The 15713-nt window shown below is 55.7% G+C and carries 12 protein-coding genes; 3 read left to right on the top strand and 9 right to left on the bottom strand.

What is annotated here, in order from left to right; all coding sequences use genetic code 11:
* Nucleotides 1-401: 401 nt before the first annotated feature.
* The gene (locus F0155_RS23330; RefSeq protein ID WP_161599735.1) at nucleotides 402-569 is read right to left on the bottom strand and encodes a hypothetical protein; all 168 of its coding nucleotides are present in this window, start codon (nucleotides 567-569) and stop codon (nucleotides 402-404) included.
* Here F0155_RS23330 and F0155_RS00255 point away from each other — a divergent pair.
* The 3 genes from F0155_RS00255 to F0155_RS00245 all read left to right on the top strand — a co-directional run bounded on the left by F0155_RS00255 (nucleotide 568) and on the right by F0155_RS00245 (nucleotide 5227).
* Nucleotides 568-2055: an ABC transporter substrate-binding protein gene (locus F0155_RS00255; protein WP_161599734.1), complete on the top strand. Its 1488-nt coding sequence runs from the start codon at nucleotides 568-570 to the stop codon at nucleotides 2053-2055. The genes F0155_RS23330 and F0155_RS00255 overlap by 2 nt on opposite strands.
* Before the next feature lies 1 nt (nucleotide 2056).
* The gene (locus tag F0155_RS00250; RefSeq protein ID WP_150522464.1) at nucleotides 2057-3967 is read left to right on the top strand and encodes a putative bifunctional diguanylate cyclase/phosphodiesterase; all 1911 of its coding nucleotides are present in this window, start codon (nucleotides 2057-2059) and stop codon (nucleotides 3965-3967) included.
* Nucleotides 3968-4198: 231 nt separating this feature from the next.
* Entirely contained in the window at nucleotides 4199-5227 is a 1029-nt protein-coding gene (locus F0155_RS00245; protein WP_150522463.1) for a LacI family DNA-binding transcriptional regulator, read from the top strand.
* Between the two features lie 48 nt (nucleotides 5228-5275).
* Here F0155_RS00245 and F0155_RS00240 read toward each other — a convergent pair whose 3' ends face one another.
* From F0155_RS00240 to F0155_RS00205, 8 genes are all read right to left on the bottom strand, one after another.
* Nucleotides 5276-6346 (bottom strand): ABC transporter ATP-binding protein, encoded by a 1071-nt coding sequence (locus tag F0155_RS00240; RefSeq protein WP_150522462.1) that lies wholly within the window; start codon nucleotides 6344-6346, stop codon nucleotides 5276-5278.
* Nucleotides 6347-6357: 11 nt separating this feature from the next.
* Nucleotides 6358-9501 carry an alpha-mannosidase gene (locus F0155_RS00235; protein WP_150522461.1) on the bottom strand — a complete coding sequence of 1048 codons (3144 nt, stop codon included), beginning with the start codon at nucleotides 9499-9501 and terminating at the stop codon, nucleotides 6358-6360.
* 4 nt (nucleotides 9502-9505) lie between these two features.
* Entirely contained in the window at nucleotides 9506-10333 is an 828-nt protein-coding gene (locus F0155_RS00230) for a carbohydrate ABC transporter permease (RefSeq protein WP_150522460.1), read from the bottom strand.
* Complete coding sequence (locus F0155_RS00225) at nucleotides 10330-11223, bottom strand: carbohydrate ABC transporter permease (RefSeq protein ID WP_161599733.1); 894 nt, start codon at nucleotides 11221-11223, stop codon at nucleotides 10330-10332. Before F0155_RS00225 ends, F0155_RS00230 begins: the two co-directional genes overlap by 4 nt.
* Nucleotides 11224-11362: 139 nt before the next feature.
* Nucleotides 11363-12682, bottom strand: coding sequence for an extracellular solute-binding protein (locus F0155_RS00220; RefSeq protein WP_150522458.1), 1320 nt, complete (start codon nucleotides 12680-12682; stop codon nucleotides 11363-11365).
* A 163-nt stretch (nucleotides 12683-12845) separates the two neighbouring features.
* The gene (locus tag F0155_RS00215; protein WP_150522457.1) at nucleotides 12846-14150 is read right to left on the bottom strand and encodes a TRAP transporter large permease; all 1305 of its coding nucleotides are present in this window, start codon (nucleotides 14148-14150) and stop codon (nucleotides 12846-12848) included.
* The gene (locus F0155_RS00210; protein WP_150522456.1) at nucleotides 14147-14641 is read right to left on the bottom strand and encodes a TRAP transporter small permease; all 495 of its coding nucleotides are present in this window, start codon (nucleotides 14639-14641) and stop codon (nucleotides 14147-14149) included. The genes F0155_RS00215 and F0155_RS00210 overlap by 4 nt, the downstream gene beginning before the upstream one ends.
* Before the next feature lie 5 nt (nucleotides 14642-14646).
* Nucleotides 14647-15663 carry a TRAP transporter substrate-binding protein gene (locus F0155_RS00205; protein WP_161599732.1) on the bottom strand — a complete coding sequence of 339 codons (1017 nt, stop codon included), beginning with the start codon at nucleotides 15661-15663 and terminating at the stop codon, nucleotides 14647-14649.
* Nucleotides 15664-15713 lie beyond the last annotated feature (50 nt).

Raw genomic sequence — 15713 nt, 5'->3', positions numbered from 1 at the left:
GCGGCGCCAACAAGTCATCAGACAAATGATACCCATTGTCAGAGTTCAGTATGATTTAAGTGGAGAATAGAAATTTGCGCAAGGTTTCTTTGAATTTAAAGTAAACACCCGATGTAGGTGTTTTTTCTCTATATTTCTTTCAAATTGCACCACCAGAATCCACTTTGATTTTTATGCATAATTTAGGTGGAAATAATTTCGCTTCAGAACTTTTCCGTATCAAGTGATCGTAATATTGTAAAAAATAACAATGCCAATATTTGATTTTTGTTTTTATATATTTAATATTTGTGACGTATTAAAGAATATCAGTCTTGATTGCTTGATTTTGTGATCTTTGTGACTTTGGGTAATAGTGGTGCTTGTTAGAGTCGATCTTTTGATTTTCCAGCCAAGGATCCTCAGATGACCAGTTTTTCGTTGCGGACTAAATCCGCTATTTTATTATTTGCATTGTTGCCAATGGCATGTTTTCCGTTGCGGCAAACGCACGCCAGCGAACGCACTTGCGAGGTGACGCTTTCTTCAAGTCTGAAACTGGAGGAAAGCAGTTTTACGCCGGTCAACATGTCATTCACCCCGGTCTTGCGGGTTGGAAGGGAATATCTCGGCACTTTGGTGCGCTATAACGGGACGGCAGAGGTTTCGCCCTCGCTTGCGCAATCCTGGACTTTGGCGCCCGACAATCGCTCCATCACATTTCACCTGGATACCAGCTGCAGATGGTCCGACGGTGCGCCGATCACGGGGCAGCAATTCGTCGCCGGGTTCCGGTCCCTGTTCGATCCCTCGACATCCTTCACGGGAAATTCGGGATATGCGCATCTATCCGAAATGATCAAGGGTGGGCGGGGTGTTCGCGAACTTGGCCAACCGCTTGAGACGCTGGGTCTTCACGCGCCGGATGAGCAGACATTCGTTATCGAAACAGATGGTCCGGCGGACTTGCTTCTTGAGGCACTGGTTTCGCAGAACTACACACCATTGCCCACGCACTGGATCGACAGCGGCAAGATGAAGTGGCCATCTCCGGATATCTGGCGTGTCACGTCAGGGCCCTATGTGGTGTCTTCGGTGGACCGCAGCGAGATCCTTCTTCACAGAAATCCGTTTTATTGTTCCGGTCAGCGAGTGCCGATCAAGGCCGTGCGCTATCTTCTGGATAACCCCCGCCAGGCAACCGTGGGCCTCTTTCTCAATGGGAAGATTGATGGGTTGGACCGGTATTCGAAACGGATAGTGGCTCCCTTGCTGAACAATTCCGAGCAGATCCGGAAATTCAAGATTACAGCCCCGAAGGGGTCGCCAGACCGCGTCTTCACATATCTCTTCGTGAACCAGACAATCCCCGCGCTGCAGGATCCCCGTGTCAAGGAGGCCATATCGCTCCTGATCGAGTATGAGTTCATTGCCAGCGAGCCGCTAATGGGGGCGACAACGCGCATTCTGTCCGGGCTGACGCTTCCTGTCTCAGGCTATGATGGGCCGGTATTGGCGAACAGGTCCATCCCTTACGAAGAGCGGGTGTCGAAGGCTCGGGTCCTGATGGAAGAGGCGGGCTACAGCAATGATCGCAAGCTGGTGATTGATCTCCCGCTCAGGGAAAATCATGAGTTCTATTCTTTGGGACAGGCCGTGGCGGGAATGTTGTCGAAAGGCTACTTCGAAGTCCAAACACGACCTGCAGGAGAGGGGGAGAAATACTACCGCAATCTTGATGAGCGGAATTTCGGAGTGGGCCTCTTCCTTTGGGGGACCTTGTCTCCTGATCCGCAGCATGTCCTGCGCGGCATCATAGACAAGCGGATTACCGACGAGGAAACCCACAAATCCTATCATCAGCTGTTCGCGGCCTCTCTCGAGCAGGACACAATGGAAAAGCGGCACCAGATCCTTCTTGATCTGGAACGTCGTTTGACCGCCTCCGGCCACATCATTCCGGTTTCCGTTGTCACGCGCACCTTTGTTGTCGCCGAAGAATTCCGGCTTGGTGACGGTGTGTTCCTGCAAGCCGCAAATCTCGAACCCGTCGATCCGAAAGCCTGTATCCCGTAATATGAAAAAACGCCCGTCCATACGCCGTCAGATCGTCACCGGCATCGCTATGCAGACAGCGTTGTTGCTGACCATCGTTCTCTTGATGACCGTGTATTTTGCGTCCTGGGCAACGCAAAAGGAAGTTTCGGCCAACCGGCAGGTTGCCGTAGAGGCGCTGAGTACATTCGCAAAGTCCCAGCTTTATTACTTCGACCACGACGCCTTGCGCGGGAGTATCGTATCGGCGGTGAACTCCAGCATGTTCGAGGCGATTGAACTTACTGATCGCTATGGTGTTGTTCTGATTTCGGAGCCGAAGCAAGAGACACCCACGAAGTCTCGAAGGGACGCAGATCATACCGCGCGCATCTATCACGGAGAGAACACGCTTTTGGGTGAACTGCGGTTCTGGTACGCCCCTGCCCGGTTCAATCTGGATTCCATTACCGGTGTTTGGTATCTAAATATCTGTTTCATATATATTATCTTTATCTTTGGGGTGGTGCGGAGTCGACGCCGCATTGAGGCGATCGTTATTGCGCCCATCAACAAGTTCATGACCTTTCTCAAGTATAAACCGGAGAGAATTGTCGCTGCCGAATTTGAGAGCGAGGAATTCTCGGTTCTGGCAAATGGCTTTCACGAACTGCACCTTGCGCTGGAGAACGAGGCGGCGCGGGACAGTTTGACAGGACTGCTCAATCGTCGGCAGCTTGATTTGTCACTTGCCCGCGAGATTGATCGGGCGACCTCAGAGAAACGGTTTCTCTCCATTCTTTTTATGGACGCTGACAAGTTCAAGCTGATCAACGACACTTTCGGGCACAGCGTAGGAGATGAATTTCTCAAGCGCGTAAGCCGTCGGCTTCGAACTCTCGAGACCGAAAATGTGCTGGTTTTTCGCTTTGGTGGTGATGAGTTTGTTCTGCTTCTGCGCGATCACGACAAGCAAAACGCGGTCTCTCGGGCCGAGCATATTCACGGCCTCTTCGAGCGGCCGGTTTCGGTTCTCAACACCCAGCACGAGACAACATTTTCCATCGGCGTCGTAACATATCCCGACGATGGTGATGATGCCGGATTGCTGCTGGCCCGGGCGGACATGGCTGTCTACAACGCGAAACGCTCCGGCCGACGTCGGACCATCCCTTACAATTCAGAGTTCGAGCGAGCCTATCAGCGCGAGGCCATGTACGAGCGGTCGCTGAAAAAGGCGTTGGCAAGCCGAAGCATCTTTTTCCATCGGCAACCTATCCTTCGTGTTTGCGACAGGGAGACATGGGGGCAAGAGGCGCTCATCCGAATTCCGAGTCTTGAAGACGGGAAGTTTGTGCCTCCGGACCTTGCGATCAATCTTGCCAGCCAGTCGGGTTATCTTTCCGATCTGACCGATCTGACGCTGGATCTGGCGCTCAATCACCAGTCGACCAAATGGTCAGGTGAGTGTCTTTGCATCAATTTCTCCGCAGAACAGCTGATCGATGCGTCGACCTTCGCGAAGTTCCAGCGACTTGCAGGTCATTTGCGGCGGGATGTGCGCAAGATCGTGATCGAGGTTACCGAGGACAAGCTCATTGAAAAGCCCGAGCTCATAGAGCTGTTGCACCAGATCGCGCAGTTTGGCTTCAGGGTTTCTCTCGATGATTTCGGGACTGCCTATTCTGCGTTGGCCTGTGTGCGTCTTTTGCCGTTGGAGTTCATCAAGATAGACAAGTCACTGTTGTGGGCGGCAATGGGGGACCGGCGGGACAGATTGCTGTTTGAAGCTGCGGTCGGCATCGCGCGCACCTTTGATTGCAAGGTGGTCGTTGAAGGGATCGAGACGCCGGACCAGCTTGATTACGTCAGTCAACTCGGGGTGGAGTTTGTGCAAGGGTTTTATATTGACGCCCTCGCCTCCGGACAGAAGGTCGGATCATCCGTGGCCTGAGATTCTGGTCTGTTTTCCGTAGCGAAAAGACCTTCTTCAACGAGCTCAACAACACGTTTGACACCGACGGGGCCCGCATTTTCAGTTCCTGATCTGGCCTGCTGATTATTTAGGGCGGGATTCTTTGTCTTTTTGCAGCCAATAAGGACCAAAATAACCAGAAAATACCTCGCATTTTTGCCGATAGGATACTAAGCTCACTTCTAGGAAGTTTATGAATTACAGAGACTTATGACCGAGAAGCCGCGATCCGGAAAAACCAGCAGACGACCGACGCTGAAGTCGATAGCCGAACGGACCGGATTGGCGATCACGACTGTTTCCAAGGCGTTGCGCGGTGATGGAAATTTCAGTGAGGAAACGGTCAAGCGCATTCACCAGGTAGCTGAGGAAATCGGCTATCGTCCGGATCGGTCCGGGGTGGGGCTGCGGACAGGTCGAACCTATGTGATTATGGTCGCGTTCAACCAGTCGGAGGACATTTCCGACTTCGAGCGCCAGATTGTCTCCGGTGTCGCAACTGCTTTGCGTGGCACTCGCTATGAGCTCTCCTTGAATGTGACCTTTCCGGGCGCCGATGAGGTGGAGACCCTTCGCTCCATCGCCGAATTTCGCCGGGCCGATGGCATCATCTTTGCCGACACGCTGCCGGAAGATCCAAGGGTTCGCCTTTTGCAGGAGCTGAAGTTCCCGTTTGTCACACATGGGCGGACAAATCTGGCAGTGCCGCATGCCTATTATGATTTCGACAACGAACGCTTCACCTATCTGGCCGCGCAACGCCTTGCCAGCAAGGGGAGAAAGAATGTCGCGATTGCCTCCCGTGATGTGGGGCTGACCTATTTTGAATTTGCGATGGCGGGTTTGCGCAGGGCTGCTCGGGAGACCGGAGTGCAGTTTGGGTGCCTTGAGCCGGTGCCAGGGATCACTCCTTATGCAGGTGCGATCCATGAAGCGGTGCTGCGGGCCGTCGAAGCGGGTAAACTGCCGGACGGGATCATTTCATCCAGCGATATCGGGACGCTGGCGATGGTTGATGCCTTGATGAGTGCGGGTGTCGAGGTTGGGCGAGATGTTGATATCGTCTCGCGAAAAACGTCTTCAATTCTGGATTTTTGCCGGCCTCGGGTCGACACCATTTCCGAAGATCTGGCCGAGGCCGGAGAAATCATGGCGCGGCTGCTTATCCGGCGTATCGAAGGAGAGGCTGCCCAAAACCTACAGCTGATCGGTGAACCCTTCGCAGATTGGGAGCTTTGAGCGGACACAGGTCCGGCACCGGTCACAGGAGCGACCGGCGCGGGTCGGTCATCTGCTCAAGCGGTTTTGCTGGTCGCCGAAGAAATGGGCGCGGGTGGAATCGAAGCCCAGAAAAACTGTTTCACCGATCTGACAGTCAACCGGTTCATGAGAGCGGGCCGTGATCCGCTGTTCGCCAGCCAGCAGGTGAATGATGCTCTCGTCTCCCAGATTTTCGATCAGGTCGACCTTTGCCGAGAGCCCGGCTCCGGTGGCTTCGGACTGTAGCTTCAGATGTTCGGGGCGAATGCCAATAACCTTGGCATCCGACAGCAGGGCCAGGCTGACATCAGGCAACCGTATCTCGCTGTTTTCTGCGGTCTTCACCACGTAATTGTTTTGCGCTGTGACATCAAACAGGTTCATTTGCGGAGAGCCGATGAAACTTGCCACAAATGGATTGGCCGGTGTGTCGAAGAGAACGCGCGGCGTGTCGAACTGGCGGATATTGCCCTTTTCCAGAACCGCGATCCTGTCGGCCATGGTGATCGCTTCCACCTGATCGTGGGTGACATAGATGGTCGTGATGTTGTGGTTGCGGTGAAACTTCATCAGCTCCATGCGCATCTCGACACGTAGCTTCGCATCAAGGTTTGACAAGGGCTCATCGAAGAGGATGATCCGAGGCTTGCGCACAATTGCCCGGCCGATGGCAACGCGCTGACGCTGACCGCCTGAAAGCTGCGACGGCTTGCGGTCCAGATAGTCGGTCAGCTGCAACGTATCGGCGACTTCGCGCACCGCTTTGGTGATGTCCTGCTTCGACTTGCCTTCCAGCTTCAATCCAAAGCCGATGTTGTCGTGAACGCTCATATGCGGATAGAGCGCGTAGGACTGGAACACCATCGAGATCCCGCGTTCGCGCGGATGCAGGTCATTTGCCCGACGCCCGTCGATCAGAAGTTCGCCGCCTGTGATGTCTTCAAGGCCTGCGATCATGCGCAGCAGGGTTGACTTACCGCAACCGGACGGGCCAACCAGAACCGTGAAATCGCCTTCGCGCACTTCCAGATTCAGATCAGCGATGACATTGACCGCCTGGTAGTCTTTGCGCAGGTGTTTTGCTTCAAGAATAGCCATCGTGGTTCCCGTTAGTTTTCGCGCCGTATGGTGACGGCCAGACTGACGATTTCAAAAGGGGTAAAGGTGAGCGGTAGACTGCCATCTGCCGCAGTCGGCAGGTTTTCAAGCGGACGATCCATCAGATCGACACGCTCTATGTGGTCTACCGGAAAGCCGAACTGGATATTGGCCGCGACCCGTTGATTGCTTTCCTCAACAAGACGAACCAGAATTTTCTGTCCGCAGTCACTCGCCTTGAACGCATGAAGCGCAACGTTCGGCGTATCGATCTTGATTGCTGACCCTGTTGAGGAACCCTGCGAGGTACTGGGTGCCAAGGCGATTGCTTTCAAGGGATGACTGAAGAATTCAGCGCGGCGGGCAATGGTGGTCAGGGCGGCTTCGCCATGCGCGATTGTCAGGGCGTAGCGGAAGCGGTGTTCTTCCTGATCAGCCGTTTCAAACGGATAGGTTCCCGACTTGATCAGGGTGATGCGAAGATCGCCGATGCGAGCGTCATAGCCGTACTTGCAGTCATTCAAAACAGCTGCCCCATACCCGCTTTCGGTCAGGGCGACCCACTTGTGCATGCTTGCTTCGAACCGCGCCTGATCCCAGCTTGTGTTTTCATGGGTCGGGCGGATGACATGGCCAAACTGTATTTCCGACTTCACGTCTGTCGTCAGGATGTCCAGTTCAAAACCCGCCTTGAGCAGAGTCTGGCTCTCCTTCCAGTCGACATGGGTGTCGAACTCGACCAGTTGATCCGAGCAACCAAGAGAGACGATCTGGACGATGGTGGATGCGTTGTAGCGCCGTTCGATGCGAAGGGCTGCACGATGAGGGCCGTGTTCCACGATGTCGATCTGTGTGGCTGGGTCTACCGGCCAGCTCTTTTCATCGAAATACCAGTCTATGTCCCAGGCATCCCAGAAGAGCGGTTTGTCCTCAAAGGCCACAAGCCGGTTTGCCTTTCCGCCTTGCCTCAGGACTTCGCGTTGTTTTTCCTTGTCGAAGAAGGAGACAATTTCTCCGCTCTCATCAAACTCGATGCGCAGATACCGGTTTTCCAGACGGCGGTCATCGACTGCGAGTTCTGGATCAGGGTGAGAACCGTCAACGGGATCTGCTGAAGGGGCGACTGCAATCACACTGGTTGCTGGAACTGCAGGCAGTCTGGTTGCCTTCTCGAATGTCCCGTCAGCTCGATGAATGGTCTGAAATGGCAGGGCTGTGCCATCCACATCGATTGTCGCCGCCGCCTCATCCAGACACTGTCCGAAGCTTGCCAGCTCACCGTCTCTGTTTATCGAGCTTGCATTGACCAGCGCCATGGGGGCCGTGACAGCGCCTGCGAGCACCCGAGACATCAATTCGTCAATGGCCGCAAAGAGCCTTTCATAGTCGCGGTCACTGTACTCGTAGACTTCCGCGATGGATGTACCGGGCAGAATGTCATGGAACTGGTTGAGCAGGGTCATGCGCCAGAATTCGTTCAGCGCATCTTCATGCAAATCCACGCCATCTTTCGCTATCGCCAGTTGGGCGATGACGAATTCGAGATCCTTCAGCAACGCCTCGGCCTGCCGATTGGAGCGCTTGTTCTTGCCAAGGGACGTCAGTGTGCCGCGATGGTATTCCAGATAAAGCTCACCCACCCACTTGGCGAACTTTTGCGGTGTTGCGTCCATATTGTCCCCAAGACGGGCCAGGAAGGGAACAATTCCCTCAAACCGAACTTTCGGACTTCCCGGAATGCCGCGCTCCATGCGCTGGGCGACCTCGATCATCTCCTGTGTGACGCCGCCGCCGCCATCGCCGTGGCCGAAGGGGATCAGGATGTTGTCATTGAGGTGCTTGGGCTCGTAGCGGTTCCATGCCCCTTGCACGAAAGAGACATTGAGGTCCGGCCCGTAATTGGTTCGGATCGTTGGCGCGTCGTCTTTCTGCGTGGTGATCAAGTAGGTCTTGACCTCGGTGCCATCGATCCCGTGCCAGAAGAACGTGTCATTGGGCATACGATTGGTGTCGTTCCAGGAGAGTTTGCTGGTGACCAGAAACTCCACACCTGCCTTGCGCATGATCTGCGGCATGGCCGCGGAATATCCGAAAGTGTCGGGCAGCCAGAGGATCTTCGGCTCCACGCCGAATTTCTCCATGTGGTAACGCTTGCCGCGCTGCAGTTGTCGGACCATGGATTCGCCGGAGATGATGTTGACATCCGGCTCCAGCCACATGGCGCCTTCGATCTCGAACCGTCCATTGGCCGCATGCTCCTTGATGCGGGCAAAGAGCTCCGGCGCGTCCTGTTCCAGATAGTCCAGCAGGACACACTGGTTATACATGAAGACGAAGTCTGGGTTCTCATCCAGCAGCTTCAAGGCGGTTGCCATGGAGCGCATCATCTTTTCGCGGGTCTGGGACACGGGCCAGAGCCAGGCAACATCGATATGGGTATGCCCGACGCAGCTTGCTGTCGGTTTGTCCTGCGTATCCGTGAGCTGATAGATCCGGGCCGCAATCTTAAGAGCGGCAGGCAGAGAGGCGGAGAAACAGTCCCGATCCCGAAAGTCGAGGGAAAGCAGGGCCTCGTCTATCTGGTCCAGTATCCGGTGCTTGCGCAGGTCATTGTCCGCCAGCCGGAGAGAAACCTCAAATGGCACATTGAGGTCGTAGTAGAGCTGCTGGGCATTCTTGTCGCGCCAGAGGCGTTCCAGCTGATAGCCGCAAAGCTGCCGGGTGTCTCCGGTATAATGGTTGATGTGCAGGGTCGCCATTTCCCCCGCCGGAATGCACTTCTCCAGCACTATTTCCGGATGATAGCCGTCGACCCCCTGCAGGATCTTGCCATTCAGCCAGACAAGGCCCTGTCCTTGTGTGCGGCCCATCAGGACAACGTTCTCTGCCCGAATGCGGAGCACCAGTTCTGCATCGTCGGGCGCTTCCGGCATTTGAAGACTAGTGGCAAACCAGTGATGCTTTTTCGCTCCACCCCAGATCAGGGTGGGCTCTGCAACCGGCCAATACGTCCAGTCCTCGGCAAGGACGCTCTCGTTGCTGTCTTCCGTGAACTTGTAGTGCAATGGCAGAGGCGAACCGGCACTCCATTCGCAGTGCTTTTTCAACTCGGCCAGAAAGCGTCTTAGTTTGGCCTGACGTTTTTCGAGGGTCATGGGATCATCCCTTCACGCCAACGCCGGCAAAGCCTGTAGTCAGGTTTCGCTTCAGCATGAAATAGACCGCGATCGCGGGGGCGGTGTAGATGATGGAATAGGCTGTCAGGAAGCCGTAATCCGTTGCGCCATACTGGCCGAAGGCTGCGTAGAGGCCGACCGCCATGGGGAATGCCTGGTCGCTTCGAAGCATGAGGAAGGGGAACAGGAACTCGTTCCACGCGCTGGTGAAGGCCATGAACCAGATGACGGCAAGACCTGCGCGGGAGAGCGGCAGAACGATATACATCAGCCCCTGGCGAAGGGTCGCACCTTCCATATATCCGGCTTCTTCAAGCTCCGGCGGGATCGTGTCGAAGAAATTCTTCAAGAGCAGGATCGCGAAAGGAAGGTTCATCAAGGTCAGGACCAGAACCACTCCGCCGGTGTTCAGCAGGCCGAGGGCTCGACCGGTCAGGAACACGGGAATGATGATCGCCGTGGAGGGCAGGATGCGCAGCAGCGCGAGGCTCCACAGGATCGTGTTCTTGTAGGGAATGTTGAGCCGGGAAAACGGATAGGCGGCAAGCGCTGCAAGGATGGTGGTCAGTGTCGCGGCGCTGAAGGCGATCAACAACGAATTGAGGAACTGCCGCAAGGAGGTGCCCGACATAGCTGTCAGGAAGTGGTCAAAGGTGAGGGATGTGGGAACCGCGAACCCGCCGGACGGGTTCGGGTTGACCGAGGTCATCATCAGCCACGACAGGGGGCTGAGCCACACTATGATGAGCATCGCCAAAAGGACATTTGTCGAGACGGATTGCGCCGGGCTTTTCTTCAGATTGGCGGTCATTTCGTCTGATCCTTGCTTTGACGGACATAGAAAACGGACAGCACACCGACGATCAGCATCATCGCAATGGCAACAGCAGATCCGTATCCGAGTTTCCCGACATCAAAGGCCTGCTTGTACATGTAGATGGACAGGACCTCGGTCTCGCGGCCCGGTCCGCCGCCGGTCAGCGCGTAGATCAGGGAGAAGAACGCATAGGTCCAGATGGTGACGAAGAGCAGGTTGGTGGCAATCTGGGCTCGCAGGAGCGGCAGGAGCACGTGGCGCAGGCGCTGCAGGGCGTTGGCACCGTCCATATAGGCTGCCTCGATAACTTCCTTCGACACGGTATCAAGAGCGGCAGAGAACAAGAGATAGGACCACGCCGTACCCTTCCAGATATTGGCGATGATCACGACCTCGATGGCGTATTCATTGAGGAGATTGACTTTTTCAAAGCCGAGTGGCTGCAGGATCATGACGTTGATCATGCCGTCGGAACTGGCAAAGGCGTTCCACATGAAGGCGGCAACCACGTCCGGTGCAAGCCAGCCGAACAGGATCGCGAATTCCACGACACTCTTCAGTTTGAAGCGACTGTTCTTGAGAAGGATCGCCAGCAACAGGCCAATGCCGCACTGGCCGACAATTGCCGAGAAGAAGGTGAAAACCGTGGTTGTCCAGACGGAGGCAAGGAAGCCGTCCCGGGTAACCAGCCGGATGTAGTTGTCAAACCAGACGAAGTTCGGATTGACGGACTTCCGTCCCAAAAGGGCGAGATCGGTGAAGCTCGTCCAGATTGTCCATCCGGCATAGAAGACGAACAATAAAATAAAAAGGATAGCCGGAATGGCTGCGATGGCCATCGGTGTTGCCGACCGACGGAGCCACACATGGGAAGTCGTAATCATCCTGGGTCTCGCCAAGCTTGAGCTGGAGCGCCTTTTTAACAGACCATCGCACTCATGTGGTGGGCGGTCCGTTGGCCGCCGAAAGGCTGCCGAAACAGAAATCCCGGCGACCAAGGCCGCCGGGTTTTCCGACTTGGATTTACTCGATGATCTTGACCTGATCTTCGCCAAACTCGTCTTCAAGGTTCTCGCGGAACGTTGCGACGGTCTCGTCGATCGTCTTGCCATCCAGAATGTCCGTGGTCGCCTGCTGGACGAAGGCGGAGACGGAAGAGTAACCCGGATAGGTGTCACGGCCCGTTGTTTCTTCAAGCAGCGGAGACAGGGATGTCAGATAGGTGTCGGCCTTGTAGGCCGGTGCTTCAAGGGCATCGCGGCGAACGGCCGGGCGTCCCTGACCTGCGACCCACTCGGCATAACGGTCGGCATCGAAGATGCTCTCGACCAGCTGCCATGCGAGGTCTTTCTGATCGGAAGACTCCGCAATTGCGACGTTCCAGCCACCGGAGATATTGCTGAATTGGGGAGCATCTGCAGAACCATCGCCGGGGAATCGGGTCCACGCCATGAATTCATCACGCTCTTGCGGTGTCTTTTCGATCCCGGCTGCGCGCCAGATCGAATTGTATTCCCACGACCCGTTGGCCATGATGGCGATCTCGCCATTGGCAAATGCGCGACGCATGTCGCCCCAGACATCCGGAGTGTAGTAGAGCTCGCGGCCGGAGAGTTCCTTGTTGAGGAAGATCTCCTGATAGAGCGACAGGGTCTTGCGGATGGCCGGGCTGTCGCCGATCCACTTGCCTTCGTTCCAGTCGCGCAGGCGGTTGGCACCGCCTTCGGAGCCGTCAGCGCCCAGAAGGGCCATGTAGAAGCCCTGCATGGTGGTGGCTTCGGCCAGCTTGGTTCCGACCGGGAAATAGATCGGGTAGTCGACGTCCGGGTTGGTGGCCTTCACCTTTTCGGCTGCGTCCAGAATGTCTGTCCATGTCTTCGGCTGCCACGGCTGTTCGATACCGGCCTTTTCGAAGATGGCGCGATTGTACCAGAGCATGCGCACGTCGGTGTAAACCGGGATGCCGCGAACCGAACCGGAAATGGTGGAAATCTCCTTCAGCGACCCGAAGTAGTTGTCCCACGCGCCCCAGTTGCTGGTATAGGCGCTCAGGTCCGCAAGGTATCCGCTCTCTGCATACTCGGCTGTGCGGTAGCTGTCATAGACAACCACGTCCGAGGCGGCTCCTCCGGCAAAATCGACCGTGATGCGCTGGTCGATTTCCTTGGGGACTACGGTGGAAACAACCTTTTCGCCGGTTTTCTTTTCGAAATCCGCGAATGCCGGTTCCATCAGGCCTTCCCAACCGGCCGGATAGGTAATGGTGATGTCTGCCGCTGCCGCAGTGATGAGTGCCCCGGACGCAACACTGGCGGTGAGAACGGACAAAAGAAGATTGCGCATGCTGATCCTCCCAAGGATTTTGCTACTAGTACAACGATGTACTAAAATTTTGATACAACGTTGTACTGGTCTCTGTCAAACGTTGTTGTGCAATCGGTAATTGAGGGTCGGAAATGCGGTTGCTTTGGAGAAACCGCATCGCATTGATGACGCTGCGGCTTGCTCAATTGTACATGGCGTTCGGAAGCAAGAGGGCGATCTGCGGAAACGCGACGATCAGCGCAAGCGTTGCAATCATGGCAACCCAAAACGGCATGATACCTGCGAAAATCGTCTCGATCCTCACGTTGGGAACCACGCTCTTGACGATGAAGACATTCACGCCGACCGGAGGTGAAATCAGTCCCATCTCCAGAACAAGGACCATGACGACGCCAAGCCAGATAGGGTCGAAGCCAAGGCTCATGACCAATGGGAAGACGATGGGCAAGGTAATAACCAGAAGTGACAGCCCTTCGATGAACATGCCGAGGATCACATAGCCCAGCAGGATCAGTGCCAGGGTTCCATAAACGCCGAGCTCCAGGCCGGTCATGGAGGAGGCGATGGTTGCCGGAAGATGCGACAGGGCCACGAAGGGCGCGAACACATTGGCTCCGACCAGAATGAAGAACGCCATGCCTGTGGTTTTCAGAGTCTCCGAACTTACGGAATAAAGCGTCTGCAGTGTGCATTTGCGCCGCAGGACGAGCATGACCAATGCGAAAAACGCGCCGACACCCGCCGCCTCCACCGGTGTGAAAAAGCCGGTGTAGATCCCGCCGATGGTGATGAAGATAATGCTGCCGATGCCGGTTGCCCGAAAGAGGCTGGCGAGCTTTTCGCGTGTGGAGAAGACGGGTCCGCGTGGGCCTTCTTCCGGCCAGAAGAAGGTGACGACGGCGATTGCTACGAGAAACAGCGTGGTGAGCAGAATGCCCGGCAGGACGCCGGCCATGAACAACCGTCCGATGGATTCCTCGGTCAGCACGGCATAGATGACGAAGCCCGTTGATGGCGGGATCAGGATGCCAAGCGTCCCACCTGCGGCGATGGAACCGGTGGCTAGTTTGTCGCCGTAGTTGAAGCGCTGCATTTCCGGATAGGCGACCTTGCCCATCGTGATTGCCGAGGCAATCGACGATCCGGAAAGGGCGGCAAATCCGGCGCAACCCATGATGGTCGCAGCTGCGAGGCCGCCTTTCAGGTGGCCGATGATCTTGTGCGCAGCTTCGAAAAGGTCGCGGCTCAGACCTGCCGCCGAGGCGAGATTGCCCATCAGGATGAAGAGCGGGATGATGGTGAGTTCATAGACCGTGACGGTCGCGAAGATCTGACCACTCAGGGTGAAGGCAGCGGCTTGAAACCCTGAAAGGGCGACAGTCCCTGCAAAGCCGACGACCAGAAGAGCGATGGCGACTGGCGCGCCAAGCCCGAGAAGAGCGAAGAGGGCGAGAAAGCCCAAAACCCCATATGTTTCCGGGCTCATCGGCCAAATCTTTCTGCAAGGAGGACAAGGGCCGACAGGCCGCAGCCGATGGAAACGGCGTAGTAGGACGGGCCAAAGGGCAATTGGAGGAGGAGGGTGGTTTCTCCAAAGAGGGCCGCTTCCCGAGCATTGATGAATGCGCGCCAGGAGACATAGCCGAGAATGCAAATTCCGATGATCGTCATGACCCAGTCGGTCAGCGACTGTAGCTGGCGAGGAAGCTTTCTCACCAATGTGTCGATGGCAATCAGCCGCCCGGACAGGGCGCAAAGTGGAAAACTGATGGCCACGATGAAGGAAAGCATGATCTGCGCGTAGTCATTTGCGCCAAAGATTGGAGCATTCAGGAAGGAGCGGAGCAGGGCGTCCGAAACGGACAGGCCCATGAGGGCAAACGTTGCAAGCGCGCCGAGTATTACCAGCGGCACCTCAAGCCAGTGTCTCCACCCCGCTTCCCGCGAGGTGGAGTTTCCAAGTTTTTCAAATGCCATGATGCTTAACGGGCACTCAGGGCAGCTGCGATGGCTTCGGCATTTTTGCCGGTTTCTTCGCTTTTCTGGTTCAGGATCTTGGCAATGGCCGGTTCCATCTTCTTGCGAAACTCGGCTTCGGCAGCTGTGTCGATCTGAATCAGTTCAACGCCTGCTTCCTCCGCGAGCTTGAGGCCTGCCTGTCCGGCTTCGGCAAATGCCTTCGCGCCTCGCAGGCTTATTGCGCGGCCCGTCAGCTCATCCAGTTTTGCCTTGTGCTCGTCGCTCAGCGCGTCCCAGCTCTGCTTGTTCATCAGCAGGTAAAAGCTGTCGAGGGCGGAGGGAATGTTTGTGGTGACGTATTTCGCGGTCTCGTGAAGCTTGTAGGAGCGAATGCCGGATGGGCCGATCATGACGGCATCGATCACACCAGTGTTCATGGCGTTATATGTGTCCGTTGTCGGCATGGAGACAGGGATTGCGCCCCATGCTTCAACCAGTTGCGCCATAACCGGATTGGGGGTGCGGATCTTCATGCCTTGTAGATCTGCAAGCGAACGAACCGGCTTTTCGCGGGAGATAAGAACGGACGGGTTGTTTGCCCAAAGGCCAAGCAACTTGGTCTGTGCGTATTCATCTTCAAACAGCTCGATATTGTTCCACAAGGCGTTGGTTGCCTGGGTGCCATCCTCGAAAAGTCCCGGAATGTGGACGAGGCCGGTCTTGGCGAATTGTTGCGGGGTATATTCGGGAATGCCGAACACGATGTCGGCAACGCCTGTCACAACGCGCTTGTATTGCTGCACAGGGCCCTTGCCCAATTCACCTGACGGATAAATGCGCATGGTCAGCTGGCCATTGGTCGCTGCGCTGATTTCCTCTGCGAGCGGGGTCATCACGCCCTTGTCCATGGGATGCATGGACGGCATGAAATGCGCCACTTTCAACTCGTCTGCGACAGCTGCGTTCAAACCCATGCACAGGGCAGCCGTTGCCAGCGCTGCGGTTATCCCGGCCTTGATACCGTGTGATCCGGTTTTCATCTGTTCTCCCCCAAGATAGTTTACTTTGGTAATTAACTTCATTAATTATC

This window comes from Roseibium sediminis (assembly GCF_008711325.1).
Classification (GTDB): domain Bacteria; phylum Pseudomonadota; class Alphaproteobacteria; order Rhizobiales; family Stappiaceae; genus Roseibium; species Roseibium sediminis.
This window is presented reverse-complemented; position numbering and strand designations above follow the sequence as displayed.

Coding starts and splice junctions, on each gene's coding strand:
- F0155_RS00210 (WP_150522456.1), bottom strand. CDS start 14,641: ATGGCATTTGAAAAACTTGGAAACTCCACCTCGCGGGAAGCGGGGTGG.
- F0155_RS00220 (WP_150522458.1), bottom strand. CDS start 12,682: ATGCGCAATCTTCTTTTGTCCGTTCTCACCGCCAGTGTTGCGTCCGGG.
- F0155_RS00215 (WP_150522457.1), bottom strand. CDS start 14,150: ATGAGCCCGGAAACATATGGGGTTTTGGGCTTTCTCGCCCTCTTCGCT.
- F0155_RS00245 (WP_150522463.1), top strand. CDS start 4,199: ATGACCGAGAAGCCGCGATCCGGAAAAACCAGCAGACGACCGACGCTG.
- F0155_RS23330 (WP_161599735.1), bottom strand. CDS start 569: ATGTTGACCGGCGTAAAACTGCTTTCCTCCAGTTTCAGACTTGAAGAA.
- F0155_RS00255 (WP_161599734.1), top strand. CDS start 568: ATGTCATTCACCCCGGTCTTGCGGGTTGGAAGGGAATATCTCGGCACT.
- F0155_RS00250 (WP_150522464.1), top strand. CDS start 2,057: ATGAAAAAACGCCCGTCCATACGCCGTCAGATCGTCACCGGCATCGCT.
- F0155_RS00240 (WP_150522462.1), bottom strand. CDS start 6,346: ATGGCTATTCTTGAAGCAAAACACCTGCGCAAAGACTACCAGGCGGTC.
- F0155_RS00235 (WP_150522461.1), bottom strand. CDS start 9,501: ATGACCCTCGAAAAACGTCAGGCCAAACTAAGACGCTTTCTGGCCGAG.
- F0155_RS00205 (WP_161599732.1), bottom strand. CDS start 15,663: ATGAAAACCGGATCACACGGTATCAAGGCCGGGATAACCGCAGCGCTG.
- F0155_RS00230 (WP_150522460.1), bottom strand. CDS start 10,333: ATGACCGCCAATCTGAAGAAAAGCCCGGCGCAATCCGTCTCGACAAAT.
- F0155_RS00225 (WP_161599733.1), bottom strand. CDS start 11,223: ATGATTACGACTTCCCATGTGTGGCTCCGTCGGTCGGCAACACCGATG.